This is a genomic window from Pseudoxanthomonas mexicana (genome assembly GCF_014397415.1).
GTDB lineage: Bacteria > Pseudomonadota > Gammaproteobacteria > Xanthomonadales > Xanthomonadaceae > Pseudoxanthomonas_A > Pseudoxanthomonas_A mexicana.
In genome coordinates this window covers 3,338,815-3,358,640 of sequence record NZ_CP060731.1, presented here as the reverse complement: position 1 = coordinate 3,358,640, position 19,826 = coordinate 3,338,815, and the positions used below count along the sequence as shown (strand labels likewise).

The following is a 19,826-nucleotide window of genomic DNA, read 5'->3' as shown; positions in this document are numbered from 1 at the left end:
CTGGCGTCCTGTTGAGTGCCTTGGCTTCGTTGCCTCTCATCCGGTCTTCGGCCACCTTCTCCCCGCAGGCGGGGAGAAGGATTCACGCCATCGACGATCGCGCAGGACACAGCGTCTTCGTGCATGCGAAGAATGCCGACGTGCCGTCGACGATAATGGCGGTCATGAATTCGTCGAATACACGCGCGGCCGCGCCAGCATCTCTCTGGTCCGGCCGCGGGCTGGTGCTGCTCGGCATCGTGCTGTCCGCCTTCAACCTGCGCACTGCGGTGACCTCGCTCACGCCGCTGCTCGATACGTTGGGCGATACGTTCGGTTTCGGCGCGACCATGACGGGCGTGTTCGGCATGCTGCCTACGGCGGCGTTCGCGCTGTTCGGTGTCACAACGCCGGCGTTGGCGCACCGCATGGGCCTGGAACGGACCGCGCTGCTGGCGATGTTGCTGGCCATGCTGGGCCTGCTGCTGCGCAGTGCGGCGGGCGACACGACGGCGCTGATGGCGGCCTCGCTCACCGCGCTGGCGGGCATGGGCATCGGCAACATCGTGCTGCCGCCGCTTGTGAAGCGCTACTTCGCCGATCGCGTGGGCACGGTCAGCACGTTGTACATCACCGTGCTGCAGGCGGGCACCATCCTGCCGGCGCTGGTCGCGGTGCCGGTGATGGAAGCCGCGGGCTGGCGCATCTCGCTGGGACTGTGGGCGGTGTTCGCCGCAGCGTCGGCAGTGCCGTGGTGCCTGGTGCTGTGGCAGGAACGCAGCACGGCCTCGCCCCTGGCGCGCGTGCACGATGCCGCCGTCACCGTCGACGACGAAGCGCCCGAACTGGCTGCGCCTCGTCCTGCCGGCCGCGCGTGGCGCTCGCCGGTAGCCTGGGGCATGGCGCTGATGTTCGGCATGACCTCGCTGGTGACGTACTCGATGTTCACCTGGTTGCCGAAGCTGCTGGTCGAAGCCGGCGGCACACCCGCTCTGGGCGGCACGATGGTGGCGCTGTTCTCCGCGCTGGGTCTGGTGGCCTCGCTCACGATGCCGCTGATCGCGGTGCGCATGCGCAACCCCTTCATCGTGGTCGTAGTCTGCGCCGGCTTCTATGCCACCGCATTCGCCGGCCTGCTGCTCGCACCAATGGCGGCGCCCGCGCTGTGGGTGGCCTTGCTGGGCATGGGGCCCAGCACGTTCCCCTTGGCGCTGACCCTGATCAACCTGCGCACGCGCACACCGGAAGGTTCCGCCGCGCTGTCCGGCTTCATGCAGGGCGTGGGCTACACGCTGTCCTGCGCGGGACCGCTGGCGTTCGGCCTGCTGCACGAACGTACGCACGGTTGGACCCTGCCGATGGCATTTCTTGCGGCCTGCGTCGGTGTGCTGCTGGTCGGCGGTTACCTGGCATGCCGCCCGCGGTATCTGGAAGACACCTGGCATGCGTAGGTAGGATGGGTTGAGCCGTAGGCGATACCCATCATCGTGGCCTCAAAGTGCTCCTTGATGGGTATCGCTGCGCTCCACCCATCCTACGCGCTGCGGTCTGCCGAGCTGGCTCGGCCCCCGCGGCCCCCCCATCGCTGGTTCACAGGAAGTCATAACGACTTCCGGCAGGGGCTTGCCGGTCGGGGCGGTGCTATCTAGTCGGTTTCCTGACACCGCTGGGGAGCACCGCATGACCACCCGTCGTGACCTGTTCAAGCTGGGCGCGATGGCCGCCGCCGCGGCCGCGCTGCCGTCGTTCGCCACCGCTGCTGGCGAAGCCAAGCCCGTGGGCAAGGCGGCCAAGCCGCTGAATATCCTGATCCTCGGCGGCACCGGCTTCACCGGCCCGTTCCAGGTCGAGTACGCGCTCAAGCGCGGACACAAGGTCACCCTGTTCAACCGCGGCAAGCGCCCGTCGCCGGAGTGGCCGGCCGCGGTCGAGCAACTGCACGGCGACCGCAACACCGGCGATCTCGCCGCGCTGAAAGGCCGCAAGTGGGACGTCTGCATCGACAACCCCACCAGCCTGCCGTTCTGGGTGCGCGATGCCGGCCAGGTGCTGAAGGGCAACGTGGGCCATTACCTCTTCATCTCCACCATCTCGGTGTATGCCGACGGCAGCAAGCCGGGCATCAACGAGAACTCGCCGCTGGCGCAGTACAAGGGCAAGGATGCGATGGCCGAAACGCAGCAGACCCTGCGTGCCGACATCGAGAACCTCTATGGTCCGCTGAAGGCGCTGAGCGAAGCCGAAGCGCACAAGCAGTTCGGCAAGAACGTCACCATCGTGCGCCCTGGCTACATCGTCGGCCCGCGCGACGAGACCGACCGCTTCACCTACTGGCCGCACCGCGTGGCGCAGGGCGGCGAGATCCTGGTGCCGGGCGATGGCAACGATCCCATCCAGATCATCGATGGTCGCGACCTGGGCGAATGGATGATCCGCCTGGCCGAGGTCGGCACGACCGGCACCTTCAACGCCTGTGGTCCGGATTACCCGCTGTCGATGGACGCCATGCTGTACGGCTGCCAGGCGGTCACCGGCGGCGGCATGACGCTGACCCACGTGTCGCCGGCGTTCCTGGACGAGCAGCAGGTCGGCCTGCCGATCTGGGTGCCGTCCAAGGACAACCCGTATGCCGGCTATGGCGCAGTCAGCAACGAACGCGCGATCGCGGCCGGACTGACCTTCCGCCCGCTGGCGACCACCGTGCAGGACCTGCTGGCGTGGTTCCACAGCCTGCCCGCCGAACGCCAGGCCAAACTGGGCGCCGGCATCACCCGCGAGAAAGAAGCCGAGCTGCTGAAGGCGTGGCACGCGCGGAAGGGGTGATGACATCGCTGCCGCGCGGGAGGGGCTTCAGCCCCGATGCCTGCCGGCCGGATCGTAGACGTCCGCGCAGCATGCAGGCGCCCCGATCCGTGGACGACATCGCGCCTGCAGTGACGGCTCGGAACTGAAGCCCGTCCTGCAGGCGGTGATTCAACGCTCCCGTCGCACCAGCATGCGGTCCACCGGCCCACGACGCTGCCAGTCGGGCACGACACGTTCGGTGGCGGCGTTATCGGTCGCGGTCGGGGTGCCTGTACCGGGCGCCACCAGCGATGGGATCGACGCCGCGATGGCGGCCCCCTCCAGCTTCGGCGCCAGGTCGGTGCCCTGCACGATGCCCAGCGGCGCGTAGCCGGTGTAGCCGGGGAAGACCTGGCTTAGGTTGGCGTTGCCCATGCGGCGGATGAGGATTTCCGACATCACGCGGCGGTAGTCGGTGGTCACCGGCACGTCGCCGAACGTGGGCGAGAGCGTTTCCGGATTCAGGCCCGGCCAGCTGCCGTAGAACCGGCGCCCGTTGACCGCGCCGCCGAGCACCAGCATCGGATTGCCGTAGCCATGGTCGGTGCCGCCGTTGGCGTTGGCGCGCACGCGGCGGCCGAATTCGGACTGCACCACCACCGTCACCCGCGCCATCTCACCCGTGCCATTGAGTTCGGTGTAGAACGCGGCGAGCGCGGCGGACAGTTCGTTGATCTTGTTCTGGTAGTAGTGGTAACCGCTGCCCGCGGTGCCCTGACCTTCATGCGTATCCCAGCCGCCCAGATCGAGCGTGGCGTAGCGCAGGCCCAGGTCGAAGCGGATGGACTGCGCGATGGTCCACAGCTGCTGGGCGAAGGTGCCGGTCGGCCAGCTCGCCGGCAGGCTGGCGTAGCCCTGCTGGCCGATCAGGCGCAGCGCGCCATCGGCCCGGCGGCCCGTGATCTCCATGCCGGTCTGGCCATTCCACAGCGATGCTACCGTCTCGGCCACGCCGCGCAGCCCGGCGGGCGAATCCGATCGCGTTCGCTGCCAGCTCCATGCGGTGGTATTGAGCGAGAAGTCGGAGGGACTGCTCATCGTCAGCGCGTCCACGGCGCCCATCAGGCCCGCCGGTTGCGTGCCGCTGACGCCCAGGGCGGGCAGGGTGCCGGTGCCGCCCGGACGCGTTTCCCACGCGCGCGTCATCCAACCCGTGGGCGAGCCATACTTCCCTGGCGTGCCCAGATCGATGTACAGCTGCGCGTCGAAGTGGCTGCGCGTCACCGTGGTGGCCATGCCGCAGGCGTGCACGATGGCCAGCTTGCCGTCGTTCCACAGGTCGCGCAGGCCGGTCGCGGAGGGATGTAGTCCGAAGCCCGTGTCCACACCGTTCGCCAACAGCAGCGGCAATGCCCCGTAGGCACCGCTGGTGGCGATCTGCAGGCTGGGTCGCGCCTCTTCGTAGAAGCCACGGTCCGCGCCGCCGGTGGGCACCACCAGGTTCAGGCCATCCAGGCCACCGCGCAGGAACAGGTGCACGACGGTGTCGTAGCTGTTCACTGCCGCGTCGACGGGATCGGCGAACATCAGCGTGCCGCCGGTGGCACCGACAATGGCGGCGCTGCCGCAGCCTTTGACGAATTCGCGTCGGGTCAGTCGTAGATCGCGCATGGCGGGCCCTCAGCGGCTCATGAATTCGGGAGTCATCAGGATCAGCGCCACCAGGCTGCGCAGGCGCTCGTGGTTGTAGTGCCGCTTCAGGTCGCTGCCCTGCCACGCATTGGTGTCGGTGATGACGTAGGTGTTGGGGTCGCCGTTCTGCGCCATGAACGCCACCAGCGCCTGCTTGCGCGCGGCTTCCGGCTGGTAGCCCAGCAGGCGCGTGCACCACCAGGTCACCAGGTTGTTGGCCGTCCAGTTGGCGACCGGCACGTTGGCACGCGTGGTGTCGACGATCGGATGCAGCGGTACCTCACCGTCCTTGGTCTCGGTCAGCCAGCCCAGCACGCGCCAGGTCATCGCGAAGGAGTTCGAGCCCGACCATGCCAGACCCGTGTCCGGGTACCCATTCGGTGCCGGCCAGTTGTAAGGCGCGTGGCCGGTGAACCCGTACAGCCACATGAACTCGTCGCTCCTGCCGTGGTCCGGGCGTAACGTCCAGTCGCCGCCCAGCGTGCGCATCGCGGCCACCGCGGCATCGAAGGGGCGGCGGTTCTTCTGGCCGAAGCTGTTGATGAAGTCATCGGAGTTCAGGATGTGGCGCATCACCCGTTCGATCTGGTCCGGCGCCTGCCAGTTCGCGCGGAAGATCGCGGCGGCGCTGTCGATCAGCCCCTGCTTCGGCGTATCGCTGATGAAGCGGCGGATCAGCTTCTTGCAGATGAACTTGGCCACGCGCGGATGGCTGGCCAACCGGTCCAGCACGTCGCGGCCGTCCTTCAGCGCCGGCTGTTCGGGATAGATCAGCATGCCGAGCAGGAATTTCGGGCCGGCGTCATGCCACGACTGCCGGTAGACGAAGGTGCCGTCGTTCTCGCTGGGGAACTGCCAGTGCCCGTTCTTCGCCGACCAGCCGGTGAAGGCGGCCGAGGTCTCGTACACATCGATGTCGGTGTAGCCGATGGGGTAGGCCGGATCCTCGGGGCAGGGCGGCACCTGGAACGGGTCCATGAAGCCCAGGTAGTTCTCCGCGCCCAGGGTGTGCAGCTCCAGCAGCTCGCGGGCGAAGTTCTCGTTCGGGCCCGAGCGCGAATTGTTGATGTTGTCCAGGTAGTAGAGCATCGCCGTGCTCTGGGCCACGCCTTCCAGCATCGTGCGGAAGTTGCCTTTGGCGTTGGCGCGGATCACGTCGCGGTCGTAGTGCACGAACACCGGACCGACGCTGAAGTCGGTACCCAGCACGTTGAAGTGGTCGTGCCAGAAGTTCACCAGCACCTCGCGCAGCTGCCGGCGCGAATACACCGCACGCACGAACGCCGCACGCTGCACCTCGTTGGCCGGGCGCATGCGTACGCTGTACTCCGGGTCCGGCACCACATGGTCGGCCCACAGTTGGGTCAGCGACTTGTTGAGCGTGGTGTAGCCGGCAGCGTTGAGGCGGTTGGTGACCGCGCTGTCGTCGATGGCGTTCCAGTCGAGCTGCCAGTCGACCCAGTTGGCCAGACGCTGGCGGTCGGTGCTGCCCAGCGCGTTGAACTCGGCGACGCTGGCGGCGGTGGCGCCGTAGCTGAGGTGGTTCAGGGCCTGCACCGCGAAAGGTGGTCGCGCCATCGTCAGCAGGCGCGGATGGGACTGGCCCATCATCACGCGGCCACCGCCGGCGGCGGCGACGGCTTCAGGCGCGGGGGTCGTGTCCTTGGGGCTGGCCCGTTCGCCGCCTTTCCAGCCGTACAGGCGGTTCAGTCGCTGGCGGACCTGGGCGGTGAGGTCGGCCTTGCGCCGCAGCACCGGTGCGTCGGTCTCCGCGCCGGTGCGGAGGGCCGGGCCGGCCGCGGTGCGGCGGACGGGCCCGCGCGCAGCGAACCGGCGCCACGGAAGGGTATAGCGCGCCATGCGGTGTTTCCCACGTTCCCCAGGATGGCGGAAGTATTGGCCAGGACCCTGCGCGGCGTTTGCGACCGCGCGCACAGCCCGGCCATGCCGGGCATCGCGTCAGACCAGGCCGGTGGCGTAGAACACGCCGATCACGACGAAGACGGCCGTCGTCTTGATCAGGGTGATCGCGAAGATGTCCTTGTAGGACTGCCGGTGGCTCAGGCCGGTGACGGCCAGCAGGGTGATCACCGCACCATTGTGGGGCAGCGTGTCCATGCCGCCGGAGGCCATCGAGGCCACGCGGTGCAGCACCTCCATCGGGATGCCCGCCGCGTTCGCGTTGGCGATGAAACTGTCGGCCATCGCCGCCAGCGCGATGCTCATACCGCCGGAGGCGGAACCGGTGATGCCCGCCAGCGCAGTGACGGAAATCGCTTCGTTGACCAGCGGGTTCGGAATGGCCTGCAGCGCATTGGCCACGACCAGGAAGCCGGGCAGGGCGGCGATGACGGCGCCGAATCCGTACTCCGACGCCGTGTTCATCGAGGCCAGCAACGCGCCGCCGATGGCGCTCTTGGTGCCTTCGGCGAAGCTGGCGAACACCGGCTTCCACGCGAACGCGATCACCGACACGATGCCCACCAGCAGCGCGCCCTGCACGGCCCAGATGGCGGCGACCTTGGAGACCTCCTGCACCACCGGCGCGGGATTGCCGATGACGGCCGGCACGAAGGACTGGCTTTCGCCGTAGAAGCCGGGAATCCAGCGGGTGAACAGGAAGTTGGCCACGCCCACCAGCAGCAGCGGCAGGATCGCGATCAACGGATGCGCCAGGCGATCGCCCTTGAAGGGTTCGGGTTCGTTGCGCAGCTCCTCGCTACCGGCATAGCCCTCGCCGTTGCGCGCGGCCACCCGACGCCGCCATTCCAGGTAGCTCATGCCGACGATCAGGATGAACACGCCGCCGATCGTGCCCAGCACCGGTGCGGCCCAGCCGGTGGTGCCGAAGAACGAGGTGGGGATGATGTTCTGGATCTGCGGCGTGCCCGGCAGCGCGTCCATGGTGAAGGTGAAGGCGCCCAGCGCGATGGTGCCCGGCACCAGCCGCTTGGGGATGTCGCTCTGGCGGAACAGTTCCGCCGCGAACGGATACACCGCGAACACCACCACGAACAGCGACACGCCGCCGTAGGTCAGGAGTGCGCACACCAGCACGATGGACAGCATCGCGCGCTGCGCGCCGACCACCTTGATGGTGGCCGCGACAATGGCCTTGGAGAAGCCCGAGATCTCGATCAGCTTGCCGAACACCGCGCCCAGCAGGAAGACCGGGAAGTACAGCTTCAGGAAGCCGACCATCTTGTCCATGAACAGGCCGGTGAACATGGGCGCCACCAGCGAGGGATCGGTCAGCAGCACCGCGCCCAGCGCCGCGATGGGCGCGAACAGGATGACGCTGTAGCCGCGGTAGGCCACGAACATCAGGAAGCACAGCGCGGCCAGCACGATCAGGAACGACATCCACGACTCCTCGGCCAGCGCCGGTTGCAGGTGCGGCGAGTATCCGCAGGGCCGTGCCGACCGTCCCACTGTACGAAGGTACGATGCCCTCCGCACGGGCCACCCCCTAGTGTTCGCTTCAATCGGCGGCATCCGTCCGCCGCCAACGTCATACCCGGGAGGAGGGGAGACCCATGAAGCGCAAGCATCTGAGCCTGGCCATCGGCTGCGTCCTGTTGTCGTCCGTGCCGGTGGCATGGGCGCAGGACGCCGCGCCGGCCGGCGACACGCCGGCCACCAATGCCACCACACTGGATTCGGTCAAGGTCACCGCGCGCAAGCGCGAAGAGACCCTGCAGGACGTGCCGGTGGCCGTCACTGCGTTTACGCCGGAAACGCTGGACAAGCTGAACATCAAGGACCTGGGCGATCTGGACGCGCAGGTGCCGAACCTGACCGTGTACGCGGCGCGCGGCTCCACCAGCACCGTCACCGCCTACATCCGCGGCGTGGGCCAGGCCGATCCGCTGTGGGGCGTGGATCCGGGCGTGGGCATCTATCTGGACGACGTCTACATCGCCCGTCCGCAGGGCGCGCTGCTGGACGTGTTCGACGTGGAGCGTATCGAGGTGCTGCGCGGCCCGCAGGGCACGCTGTACGGCAAGAACACCATCGGCGGCGCCATCAAGTACATCTCGCGCGGCCTGCCGCAGGAGACCACGGGCTTCGCCTCGGTCACCGTGGGCAACTACAACCAGCTGGACGTGAAGGCGGCGCTGGGCGGCGAGATCGGCGGCAAGGACAGCGGCCTGCGCGGCCGCGTGTCGGTGGCCAGCATGAATCGCGACGGCTTCGGCACCAACACCTATACGGGGCAGGAGGTCAGCGACAAGGAGATCAACGCGGTCCGCATGCAACTGGGGGCGTACTCGCAGGACGACTTCGACGTGCAGTTTGCCTTCGACTACATGGACGACCAGTCCGGCGTGCGCGGTGCGAAGATGCTGGCGCCGAATCCGCTGGCTCCGGCCTATCCGCCGACCGGCGACCGCTACGACATCCGCAGCGGCATGAAGAACATCAATGACACCGAGATGAAGGGCGCCTCGGTGACCGTCAACTGGCGTCCGAGCGACGACTGGGCGTTCAAGTACGTCGCCGCCAAGCGCGAGTCCGACACCGAGACCAATATCGACTTCGACACCACGCCGTTGCCGCTGGTGGACGTGCGTGCGTTCTACAGCGACAGCCAGGTGAGCCAGGAACTGCAGGCCAACTACGACGGCGGCGGCCGTGCGCGCGGCGTGATGGGCCTGTACTGGTTCAACGGCGACGCCGGCGGCCAGGTGCTGAACTACTTCTGGAACCCGCTGCTGGCCACCGGCCTGACCAATCCGCTGTTCGGCGACACCCAGGGCGTGGTGAACACCAAGAGCATCGCGCTGTACGCCGACTGGACCTTCGACCTGACCGACCGCCTGAAGCTGGATGTGGGCGCCCGCTACACGGACGAAGACAAGCATGCCATCGCGCTGAACCGTTTCTACACCAACAACCAGTACGAAACGTCGTGGGGCACGGCGGCGAACTTCAACAAGACGGTCAACTTCAAGAACGTCTCGCCGAAGGTGTCGCTGGACTACCAGATCACCCCGGACATCATGGTCTACGGCCTGGCCTCGCGCGGCTTCAAGTCCGGCGGCTACAACATCCGCGCCAACACCACCGCGGTGCCGCGCTCGGGCGAGCCGTTCGACGACGAATCCGTCGACAGCTTCGAGATCGGCAGCAAGATGTCGTTCCTCGACCAGCGCCTGTTCCTGAACCTGTCGGCGTTCCACAACAAGTACGAGGACATCCAGCTGTCGGTGTTCACTTCGTACACGCTGCCCAACGGTTCGCAGAGCTTCTTCGGCGACTTCACCAACGCGGGCAAGGGCACGGTGAATGGCGTGGAAGTCGAGTACCAGTTCCTGCCGACGGCCAACTGGCTGATCAGCGGCAACCTGGCCTGGCTGGACGCGAAGTACGACGAGTTCATCAGCGGCGGCGTCAACATCGCCGACACCCAGTACTTCACCAATGCGCCGGAGTTCTCGGGCGCGCTGAACGTGGAGTACCGCACGGACCTGGCCAATGGGGGCAACCTGTCCGCACGCGTGGGCTATTCGTACCAGTCGGAAGTGTGGCCGACCACCGACCTTAGCCGGGCGATCAGGCAGGACGGCTATGGCCTGGTCAGCGCTGGCGTGATCTGGAAGATCGACGACGCGTGGAGCCTGTCCCTCCAGGGCACCAACCTGGCGGACGAGGAATATCGCACCACCGGCTACAACATCGCCGCCTACGGCGTGCTGACCGGCTTCTACGGTCCGCCGCGCCAGTACAGCCTCACCGCGCGCTACGACTTCTGACGCATGGCCCCAGGCGACGCGGCGCTGTGCATGCAGCGCCGCGCCGTCGTTCGTTCGCGGGTGCGCGGAAAGCCGGCGCGCCTCAGGGTTTGCGGACGGGACGTTCGGGCTTGCGCGGCGAAGCCGGGTACTCTTCCGCCAGCAGGCCGGCCACGCCGGTGGTCGGGGCGGGGGTGCCCTTGTCGGTCCTGGCGACGGAGCACTCCTGCTTGTCCTGGGCCAGGTTGGGACAGCTGACGCACTGCCTGCCGTCGGTGTTGTTGACGCAGATCTCGTAATTGTCGCCCTTGTTGACGATGCTGCAGTCCGGGCCACGCGATATGCAGATGCCGAGCGCGGTGCTGGTGCGCGTTGCCCAGGCGGGCGCGGATGCGGCAAGCAGCACGAGGGACAGCGCGGAAGCGCGCAGGAACAGGTGGTTGTGCATGACGATCTCCTTGTTCGACTCCGTGTGGGCACCCCCTTGGGCCCGGCGATGACGGAACCGCACGGCGGCAATCCCTTCGGTAGGAGCGTTCCGCACCGGCTTCGTCATGAGGAAGAACGAGGCCTTGCGGAGGCGTCGGCCACGGGAATGGACGGGGGACAGTGCCGATCGTCGGCGCGGTAAGATCGTGGCTGGGCAGACAGGACCATTCGAGGAAGCATGCTGAGCATCGGTATCGTGGTGCTGGCGGGGCTGCTCTGGCTGGGCGTGCTGTTCGGCTCGGCGCTGTATGCCGAGCGTCATCCGCGCGTGCTCGCGGTGCAGTGGCCATACGTCTACGCGCTGTCGCTGGCGGTGTACTGCACGTCGTGGACCTTCTTCGGCACCGTGACCCAGGCCGCGCGCTACGGGTGGCCGCTGCCGCCCACCTTCGTCGGCACCATCCTGCTGTACGTGTTCGGCGCGTTCCTGCTGGTGCGGCTGGTGCGGATGGCGCGCGAGTCGAACGCCACCTCGCTGGCCGACCTGATCGCCACGCGGCTGGGAAAGGATGGTTGGCTTGCGGCCACGGTCACCCTGGTCGCCGCCCTGGGCCTGATCCCCTACATCGCGCTGCAGTTGAAGGCGGTGGCGATGAGCTTCGCCCTGCTCACGCGGTCGCCGGGCAACGATGCGCTGCCGGCCTGGCAGGACAGCGCGCTGTACGTGGCGCTGGCGATGGCGGTGTTCGCGATGCTGTTCGGTACGCGCCGCGCGAGCGCAGCCGAACACAACCGCGGCCTGATCCTGGCGATGGCGTTCGAGTCGCTGTTCAAGCTGGCGGCGATGCTGGCGCTGGGCGTGTTCGTCTGGTGGGGCCTGCCTGAACTCCCCGAAGTCCAACCCGTGCAGGCGCCGCCGTCCACCACCTACGGCTTCCTGCCGCTGGTGGCGCTGGGCGTGCTGGCCATGTTCACCCTGCCGCACCAGGTGCACGTGGGCGTGGTGGAATGCCGCGACGAGCGCCATGTGCGCACGGCGCGCTGGCTGTTCCCGCTGTACATGGTGCTGATGGCCGCACCGCTGCTGCCGCTGGCGCGCGCGGGCGGCGCGATGTTCGGCGACGCGGTGCCGTCCGACCTATACGTGCTGGCGCTGCCGTTGTCGCAGGGGCAGCAGGGCCTGGCGCTGCTGGCCTTCCTGGGCGGACTGAGCGCGGCCACCGGCATGGTGGTGGTCAGCACGCTGACGCTCAGCCTGATGATCGGCAACCACTGGCTGGCGCCGGGCCTGTTGCGGGGCGGCTGGCTCCGCGGCACGGGCGGCGACCTGCGCGGCGCGGTGCTGGCGCAGCGGCGCATCGGCATCGTCGCGGTGATGCTGCTGGCGTGGGCGTACAGCCGCCTGATCGCGGGCAACGATGCGCTGGCCGACGTGGGCGCGGTGTCGTTCTCGGCGCTGGCCACCCTGGCGCCTGCACTGGGTTTTGCCATCTGGCGTCCGCAGACGCCGCCGCGCGCGGTGATCGCCGGCATCGTCGCCGGTTTCGCGGTCTGGGTATGGCTGTTGCTGCTGCCGGTGACGATGGATGCGCGCGGCGTGGCGCCGGCCTGGCTGCAGGCCGGCCCGTTCGGCATCACCGGTCTCTCGCCCGATGGATTCTTCGGCTTGACCGGATGGAGCCGGTTGGGCCGCGCGGTCGGCGTGAGCCTGTTCCTGGGCACGGCGGTGACGCTGCTGGTGATGGGCTGGCGCGGCGCGACGCCGCGGCGCCTCGACCGCCGCGGCTTCGATGCGAAGACCCTGCGCGATGCCGGCCGCCGCTTCCTGCCGCGCGAGCGCGTGGAGGAACTGCTGGCCGATGCGCCGCGCAACGGTCCGGTGCCCGGCGTGATCGAGGCGCGTCTGGAGCGCGAACTGTCGGCCGTGCTGGGATCGGCCTCGGCGCGCCTGCTGCTGGATGCGGCGCGTCGCGAGAGCGGGGACCTGGACACGGTGGCGGCCATCGTCGGCGAAGTCTCGCAGGACCTGCGCTTCAACCAGCAGGTACTGGAAGCCGCGCTGCAGAACATGAGCCAGGGCATCAGCGTGATCGATCGCGAGCAGCGGCTGGTGGCATGGAACCGCCGCTATGCGCAGATGTTCGGTTTCCCCCCCGAGCTGCTGCAGGTCGGACGCCCGATCGCCGACCTCACGCGCTGGGCCCTGCAGCGCATGCCGCAGCGCGGGCAGGACGAACGGGCGCTGGACCGGCGGCTGGCCTTCATGCGCGCCGGTACGCCGCACCTGACCGAACGCGTGTTCCCGGACGGCAGCATCGTGGAGATCCGCGGCAATCCGATGCCGGGCGGCGGTTTCGTGGCGACGTATACCGACGTGACCGCCTCGCGCCAGGCCGAGCGGGAACTCAAGCAGGCCAACGAGACCCTGGAGCAGCGCGTCGCCGAGCGCACCGCGCTGCTGGAAACGGCCAAGCGCGAGGCCGAGCATGCGAACGATGCCAAAAGCCGCTTCCTGACGGCGATCGGCCACGACCTGCTGCAGCCCTTGCACGCCGCGCAGCTGTTCACCGACGCGCTGTCGCAGCAGCTGCCGGAACAGCGCCAGCGCGATACCGCGCTGCAGGTGCGTGGGGCGCTGGATTCCACCACCGACCTGCTGACCGGCCTGCTGGACATGTCGCGGCTGGAGGCCGGCGGACTGGTCCCCGAGCCGCGCGACCTGCCGTTGATGGAAGTACTGGAGCCGCTGGCGTCGGAATTCCGCGTGCTGGCACGCGAGCGCGGCCTGTCGTTCGCGATGGTGCCCACGCGTGCCTGGGTGCACACCGATCCGCAGCTGCTGCGCCGCATCCTGCAGAACTTCCTGGCCAATGCCGTGCGCTACACCGCACGCGGTGGCGTACTGCTGGGCGTGCGCCGCCGTGGCGACCGTGTGCGCGTGGAGGTATGGGATACCGGGCCCGGCATCGTCGAAGCCGAGCAGCAGCGGATCTTCGAGGAGTTCCGACGCGGCGACGATGTGCCGGGGCAGGGCCTGGGACTGGGCCTGTCGATCGCCGACCGCATCGCCGCGCTGCTGGACGCGCCCCTGTCGCTGCGCAGCCGGGTCGGGCACGGCGCCGTCTTCGCGGTCGACCTGGTGCGGGTGGCGGCACCTGCGGCGGTGCCTGCGCTGGCCGGCAGGCCTGGCCTGGCCGGCCGCCATGTTCTGGCCGTGGACAACGATCCCGACGCGCTGGCGGCGCTGCGCCAGGTGCTCATGGGATGGGGATGCAGCGTGGCGGTTGCTGCCGATGACCCATCCGCACACGCCGCATTGCGCGAGCGTGATGCCGACTTGTGGCTGTTCGACTATCACCTGGATGCCGGCGACACCGGCGTCGCGCTGGCCGCTCGGCTGCGTGACACGCATGGACAGCGCCCGTGCCTGATCCTGAGCGCCGACCAGACCGACGCGGTACGGCGCGCGGTGCGCGACGCCGACCTGCCGCTGCTGGCCAAGCCGGTGCGGCCGCTGGCGTTGAAGTCGGTGCTGGACCGTTTGCTGGCGGCGCGGGCGATGTGATGGCGCATCGTCGTCCCAGTGAACGCTGGGACCCATCTTGCTCCTGCGGTTCCGAGCAATGGACGGGGAACCCGCGGAGATCGACATCAGAATGGGTCCCAGCGTTCGCTGGGACGACGGTCGATGGTTCAAAGGTAGAATCACCACTCCGCTGCTCACCGATCTCCCATGCCCTACACCCCCATCGTCGCCACCCTCGGCTACGTGCTGTCGCCCGACCGCTCGCAGGTGCTGCTGATCCACCGCAACGCGCGCCCGGACGATCAGCACCTGGGCAAGTACAACGGCCTGGGTGGCAAGATCGAGCGCGACGAGGATGTGGTGGCCGGCATGCGCCGCGAGATCCATGAGGAGGCGGGTATCCACTGCGACGCGATGACGCTGCGCGGCACGATCAGCTGGCCCGGCTTCGGCAAGCGCGGCGAGGACTGGCTGGGCTTCCTCTTCCTGATCACGGCTTACAGCGGCATACCGTTCGAGCACAATCCGGAAGGCACGCTGGAATGGGTGCCGGTGGAGAAGATCATGGAGTTGCCGCTTTGGGACGGCGACCGCCACTTCCTGCCGCTGGTGTTCGACAACGACCCGCGGGGCTTCCACGGCGTCATGCCGTACCGCGATGGCCGCATGGTGTCGTGGGACTACTCGCGCATCTGAGCGGCCCCGCGTCCGTTTCCATTGTAGGAGCGACGTAAGTCGCGACTGGAGCGGGTGACGGGCGTTGTGCCGTGGATGAGTAGGGGGCAAGACGGCGATGGTCTTGTGGCTCTCTGCCATCGACAGATCAAGGAAGTTCCTGTCCGCGGTCGCGACTCACGTCGCTCCTACAGGGAGCGGTCGCATGTTCCACGATCCCGCTTGTCCCCACCAGCTGTGGAATGACATTGGGGAAACCGTGTGGATAACCGCGTCGGCGCCTTGTGCCGCAGGGCTGTCAAGATGTGTGGCGAAATTTTGACCAGGGCATGACGGATCGGTGTCCGGGTTGTCCACACCGGGTGTGGATGGTCTGTCGACCAACATGTGGATAAGCGTCGGCGCGCGTTGCGGTACAACGCTGTCAAGATGTGTGGCGAAATTATGATCAGCGCCTGCAGCGGCCGTGCTGGCGGATTGTTTCACGCCATGAACCGTCATCCCGGCGAAAGCCGGGACCCAGCGTCTTGCGAGGTTGTGGTGCGTGGAAGAGCAAAGACACTGGGTCCCGGCTTTCGCCGGGATGACGATTCATTGTCACTGCGCATCCGGACGCGATGCGCCGGCTTACTCGATCTGCCGGGCAGGATCCGCCAGCTCCAGTTCGCGCAGCACCACCCCGGCCTGCGTGCGATTGCGTACCCCCAGGCGGTCGAAGATGGCGGACAGGTGCGCCTTGACGGTGCGCTCCTGCACGTCCAGGCGGTCGGCGATCTGCTTGTTCAACAGGCCCTGCGCCACCAGCGTCAGTACGCGGAACTGCTGCGGTGACAGGCTGGCGAGCCGCCCGGCCAGTTCGGTGTCGTGTTCGGACGACTGGGCGCGCGCCACCGCGCCACGCAGCGAGGCGGGCAGCCACTGCTCGCAGGCCAGCACGCTGCGGATGGCGTCGCGCAGTTCGTCCAAGCCGGAGCTCTTCGGCAGGTAGCCGGCCGCCCCGTGGTCCAGCGCACGGCGCACCACGCGCGGATCGTCGTTGGCCGACACCACCACTACCGCGACCGCGGGAAACTGTGCGCGGATCGCTGCAAGACCCGCCAAGCCATGGTTGCCGGGCATGTGCAGGTCCAGCAGCACCAGGTCGATGTCGTCGTGCGCTTCCAGCGTGGCGATCACGCCATCCAATGATTCCGCCTCGCGCACCGTCAGCTGGGCCACGGCATCGACTGCCGCGCCGCGCAGGGCGGCCCGGAACAGCGGGTGGTCGTCGGCGATCAGGAGGTTGGGCATGGGAAGGCAGCGCGGGGAACAGGGAACGGGGAACAGAGAATGCAGACGTATGTCGACCGGAGGGAGTCCGTATCGAACGCCAGGATGATCACGTCGCCGCGAAGAGGCGTCATGCCCTGTTCCCCTTTCTCCATTCCCGCCGTCGCTGTCCGATCACTGCACGGTCCAGCCGCCATCCACCACGATCGTCTGGCCGGTGATGTTGCGCGCGGCGGGCGAGGTGAGGAAGGCGGCGATGCCGGCCAGTTCGTCCAGGCCGATGAACACGCCCTTCGGCATTGGCTTCAGCATCACCTGGCTGACCACGTCGGCCTCGGAAATGCCGCGGGTACGCGCCTGGTCGGCGATCTGCTTGTCCACCAGCGGCGTCTTCACGTAGCTGGGGCAGACGGTGTTGATGGTGATGTCGGTGTCGGCGGTTTCCAGCGCCAGCACCTTGGAGAAGCCGACCAGCCCGTGCTTGGCCGCCACGTAGGCGCTCTTGTACGGGCTGGCCACCAGCGCATGGATGCTGCCGATGTTGACGATGCGGCCGAAGCCGCGTTCGCGCATGCCCGGCAGCACGGCACGGGTCAGCCGCGCCACGCCCACCAGCATCACCTGCACCAGGAAGTCCCACTTCTCGATCGGGAATTCCTCCAGCGGCGAGACATGCTGCAGACCGGCATTGTTGACCAGCACGTCGATGGGTCGCGAGATCGCCGCGAGTGCGGCATCGATGCTGTCCTGCGAGGTGACGTCCAGCGCGACCGCTTCGGCCGAACCGCCCTCTGCGCGGATCTGCGCCGCGACCGCCTCGGCTGCCTCAAGGTTGAGATCGCTGACGATGACGTGGCGGCCGGCTTCGGCCAGTTGGGAGGCGATGCCGGCGCCGATGCCGCTGGCCGCGCCGGTGATGAGGAGGGTGTGGGTCTTCTGCATGGGGGCTCCTGCGTGCTGGGGCTAGGGTAGCAGGCAGGCGTCCGCCGTTCGTGGTACCAAAGTACGATGACGGGACTTCCGCGGCGCGGTAGTTTCGTGGCATTGACCGGAACCATGGATGCAATCCAGGCATGAACGCGACGATGCGACTTTCCTGTGGCGTATGGCTGGCGGCGATGCTCGCCGGCTGCGCCAGCGCCCCCTCCAAGCCCGAGGCCGTGGCCCACATGATCCAGCCCCAGCGCGTCACCGAGCATCGCGGTCATGACGACCTGCTCACCGCGGGCCTGGGCCTGGACGGCCTGCGCGCGATGGCGGCGCCCGCGTTCGCCGACCCAGCCCATCCCACGGCCGCCGAGCTGCGCCGCCGGGCGATCTGGGGGAACTGGCGCGGCATCGCCGACCTGTCGCCGACCGGCGGCTACGGCCAGGCCTACGGCAGCGTGGCCAGCGTGCCGGGGCGCGAGTACTCGGCGCTGGCGAAGGTGCCCGGGGCGGCGCAGCCGCACCGCGTGCTGGTGCAGGTGCCGGACAGCTTCGATACGCGCAGGCGCTGCATCGTGGTCACCGCCTCGTCGGGTTCGCGCGGCATTTATGGCGCCATCGCGGTCGCCGCACCGTGGGGCCTGCCGAAGGGCTGCGCCATCGCCTATACCGACAAGGGCGCGGGCACGGACTACTTCGACCTCGACGAGCAGCAGGGTGCGCGCGAGGACGGCACGGTGGGTGCGTTGGGTACCGATGCGCTGGCCTTCGCGCCCGACGCGCCGGTGGGCGCCAGCGGCGTGGCGGTGAAGCACGCGCATTCCAAGGACAATCCGGAAGCGGACTGGGGCCGGCATGTGAAGCAGGCCGCCGAGTTCGCGCTGGCCGCGCTGGACCAGGCGTTCCCGCAGGCGGCGCCGTTCCGCTTCGACAATACGCGCGTCATCGCGGTCGGCATTTCCAATGGCGGGGGCGCGGTCCTGCGTGCCAGCGAAGAGGAGGGCGGCTGGCTGGATGCCGTCGTCGCCGGAGAGCCCAACATCTACGCCGCCGATGCGCCGGGCGCGCGTTCGCTGTACGACTACACGACCGAAGCCGCACTGCTGATGCCGTGCGCGCTGCTGGACCTGCCGGCGGAGACGTTGCCGCAGCCGCCGCTGCGTGCCCAGGTGGAACCGCTGTGGGCCGCGCGCTGCGCCACGCTCAAGGCGGCGGGCCTGGTCACCGGGGGTGATGCGAAGGCGCAGGCCGCCTCGGCCCGGGCGCAGCTGAAAGCGAACGGCTGGACCGACGAGGCGCTGGTGGCCGGTGCGCTGAGCGTCGGCTTCGATCTGTGGCGCGCGGTGGCCGTCACCTACGCCTCGGCCTATGGCCGCTACGGCGTGGGCGAACATCCCTGCGGGTACGCGTTCTCTGCGCAGAACCCGGACTTCAGTGCACGCGCGGCAAGCGCGGCGGAACGCGCCGCCTGGTGGTCCGACGGCAGCGGCATTCCGCCGGGTGCGGGCGTGGGCATCGTGGATACGAAGCTGGCGCCGCCGGACTTCACCTTGCCGGGCCTGCAGTGCCTGCGTGCGTTGCAGACCGGTGACGGCGACGACGCGCGCCGCGTGCAGGCCGGCATCGCGCAGACGGCCGCGCGCTTCCCGAAGACGCGCCGCCCCGTGGTGGTGATCCACGGCCTGGACGACGGGCTGGTGCCGCCGGCGTTCTCCAGTGCGCCGTACGTGGAGGCCGCGCGCGCCGCCAATCCGGACGTGCGCTACTGGCAGGTGCGGCATGCGCAGCACTTCGACGGCTTCCTGGCGCTGCCGGCCTACGGGGCGCGCTATGTCCCCCTGCTGCCGTACGTCTACGCTGCCCTGGACCAGGTCGACGCCACCCTGGATGGCAGCAGGGAACTGCCGGCCAATGCGCTGATCAATGCCAATCCGCGCGGCGCGGGGAGCGTGGAAGCCAGCCAGTTCGCGATTCCGCGCTGAGCCTGCTGTTGTAGGAGCGACGTGAGTCGCGACCGTAGACGTGGCCAGTCCGGGTGGACTGGCTGTGCAAGGAATCTTGGCTGCTCCATTGCCGCCGTCGCGACTGACGTCGCTCCTACAGGGAGTCTGGCGCCCCCCACGACGGATTCACCCGGTTCGGCTTACCCTGTAGGCCGTTTCCGGCCAGCGACGCCCTCATGTCCCGACACTTCTCCATGATCCGCGACTTCCAGCTGGCCGACTGGTTCACGCTGGGCAACGCCTTCTGCGGCACCGGGGCCATCTTTGCGTCGATGCGCTTCTTGCAGGAAGGCATCCTGCGCGACCTGATGATCGGCATGGCGCTGATCCCGCTGGCCTTCATCTTCGATGCCCTGGACGGCCGCGTGGCGCGGTGGCGCAAGCAGGCCTCGGTGCTGGGGCGCGAACTGGATTCCCTGGCTGACGTGATCTCCTTCGGCGTCGCCCCGGCCGCGCTGGCCTATGCCTGCGGCATGCAGGGCGGCTGGGACTGGCTGGTGCTGTCGTACTTCGTCGCCTGCGGCGTCAGCCGGCTCGCGCGCTACAACGTCACCGCCGAGACGCTGGCCGAGGGTGGCGACAAGGTGAAGTTCTTCGAGGGCACGCCCATTCCCACCAGCCTGGTGCTGGTCATCGTGCTGGCCGTGGCGGCCTATCTTGGCCATGTGGGTCCGCACCTGTGGCTGGGATCATTGAAGCTGGGCCCGTGGCTGCTGCACCCGCTGGTGCTGCTGTACGCCATATCCGGCACGCTGATGATCAGCAAGACGCTGCGCATTCCCAAGCCCTGAGCCGTGAGGTGAGGGC

General features: G+C 68.3%; 13 protein-coding genes. 7 read left to right on the top strand and 6 right to left on the bottom strand.

The features are described 5' to 3' along the window. Positions 1-164 precede the first annotated feature (164 nt). Positions 165-1,430, top strand: coding sequence for a CynX/NimT family MFS transporter (locus IAE60_RS15725; protein WP_187572972.1), 1,266 nt, complete (start codon positions 165-167; stop codon positions 1,428-1,430). A 229-nt stretch (positions 1,431-1,659) separates the two neighbouring features. Beyond that, the gene (locus IAE60_RS15720; protein WP_187572971.1) at positions 1,660-2,802 is read left to right on the top strand and encodes an NAD-dependent epimerase/dehydratase family protein; all 1,143 of its coding nucleotides are present in this window, start codon (positions 1,660-1,662) and stop codon (positions 2,800-2,802) included. Between the two features lie 150 nt (positions 2,803-2,952). On the opposite strand, the gene IAE60_RS15715 is transcribed toward IAE60_RS15720, so the two are convergent. The 3 genes from IAE60_RS15715 to IAE60_RS15705 form a co-directional block, all read right to left on the bottom strand. Continuing rightward, positions 2,953-4,434 (bottom strand): DUF1501 domain-containing protein, encoded by a 1,482-nt coding sequence (locus tag IAE60_RS15715; RefSeq protein WP_187572970.1) that lies wholly within the window; start codon positions 4,432-4,434, stop codon positions 2,953-2,955. A gap of 9 nt (positions 4,435-4,443) precedes the next feature. Next, a complete protein-coding gene (locus tag IAE60_RS15710) occupies positions 4,444-6,315 on the bottom strand; it encodes a DUF1800 domain-containing protein (protein WP_187572969.1) in 1,872 nt (623 codons plus the stop codon). A 99-nt stretch (positions 6,316-6,414) separates the two neighbouring features. Further along, positions 6,415-7,818 (bottom strand): GntP family permease, encoded by a 1,404-nt coding sequence (locus IAE60_RS15705; RefSeq protein ID WP_187572968.1) that lies wholly within the window; start codon positions 7,816-7,818, stop codon positions 6,415-6,417. 173 nt (positions 7,819-7,991) lie between these two features. On the opposite strand from IAE60_RS15705, the gene IAE60_RS15700 reads away from it, so the two are divergent. Then, positions 7,992-10,211, top strand: coding sequence for a TonB-dependent receptor (locus tag IAE60_RS15700; protein WP_187572967.1), 2,220 nt, complete (start codon positions 7,992-7,994; stop codon positions 10,209-10,211). Positions 10,212-10,293: 82 nt separating this feature from the next. Here IAE60_RS15700 and IAE60_RS15695 read toward each other — a convergent pair whose 3' ends face one another. Further along, on the bottom strand, positions 10,294-10,638 hold the full coding sequence (locus IAE60_RS15695; RefSeq protein WP_185896515.1) for a hypothetical protein: 345 nt from the start codon (positions 10,636-10,638) through the stop codon (positions 10,294-10,296). Between the two features lie 219 nt (positions 10,639-10,857). On the opposite strand from IAE60_RS15695, the gene IAE60_RS15690 reads away from it, so the two are divergent. Then, positions 10,858-14,184 carry a hybrid sensor histidine kinase/response regulator gene (locus tag IAE60_RS15690; RefSeq protein ID WP_187572966.1) on the top strand — a complete coding sequence of 1,109 codons (3,327 nt, stop codon included), beginning with the start codon at positions 10,858-10,860 and terminating at the stop codon, positions 14,182-14,184. 168 nt (positions 14,185-14,352) lie between these two features. After that, complete coding sequence (locus IAE60_RS15685) at positions 14,353-14,841, top strand: NUDIX hydrolase (protein WP_187572965.1); 489 nt, start codon at positions 14,353-14,355, stop codon at positions 14,839-14,841. Positions 14,842-15,447: 606 nt separating this feature from the next. Here the strand turns inward: IAE60_RS15685 and IAE60_RS15680 are convergent. Together IAE60_RS15680 and IAE60_RS15675 are read right to left on the bottom strand one after the other, a co-directional pair. Continuing rightward, a complete protein-coding gene (locus tag IAE60_RS15680; RefSeq protein WP_187572964.1) occupies positions 15,448-16,110 on the bottom strand; it encodes a response regulator transcription factor in 663 nt (220 codons plus the stop codon). Between the two features lie 153 nt (positions 16,111-16,263). Continuing rightward, a complete protein-coding gene (locus IAE60_RS15675; RefSeq protein ID WP_187572963.1) occupies positions 16,264-17,031 on the bottom strand; it encodes a 3-hydroxybutyrate dehydrogenase in 768 nt (255 codons plus the stop codon). A 143-nt stretch (positions 17,032-17,174) separates the two neighbouring features. Between IAE60_RS15675 and IAE60_RS15670 the strand changes: the two genes are divergently transcribed. Beyond that, on the top strand, positions 17,175-18,998 hold the full coding sequence (locus IAE60_RS15670) for a D-(-)-3-hydroxybutyrate oligomer hydrolase (RefSeq protein ID WP_244966592.1): 1,824 nt from the start codon (positions 17,175-17,177) through the stop codon (positions 18,996-18,998). 197 nt (positions 18,999-19,195) lie between these two features. After that, positions 19,196-19,810, top strand: coding sequence for a CDP-alcohol phosphatidyltransferase family protein (locus tag IAE60_RS15665; protein WP_187572962.1), 615 nt, complete (start codon positions 19,196-19,198; stop codon positions 19,808-19,810). Positions 19,811-19,826: the final 16 nt, after the last annotated feature.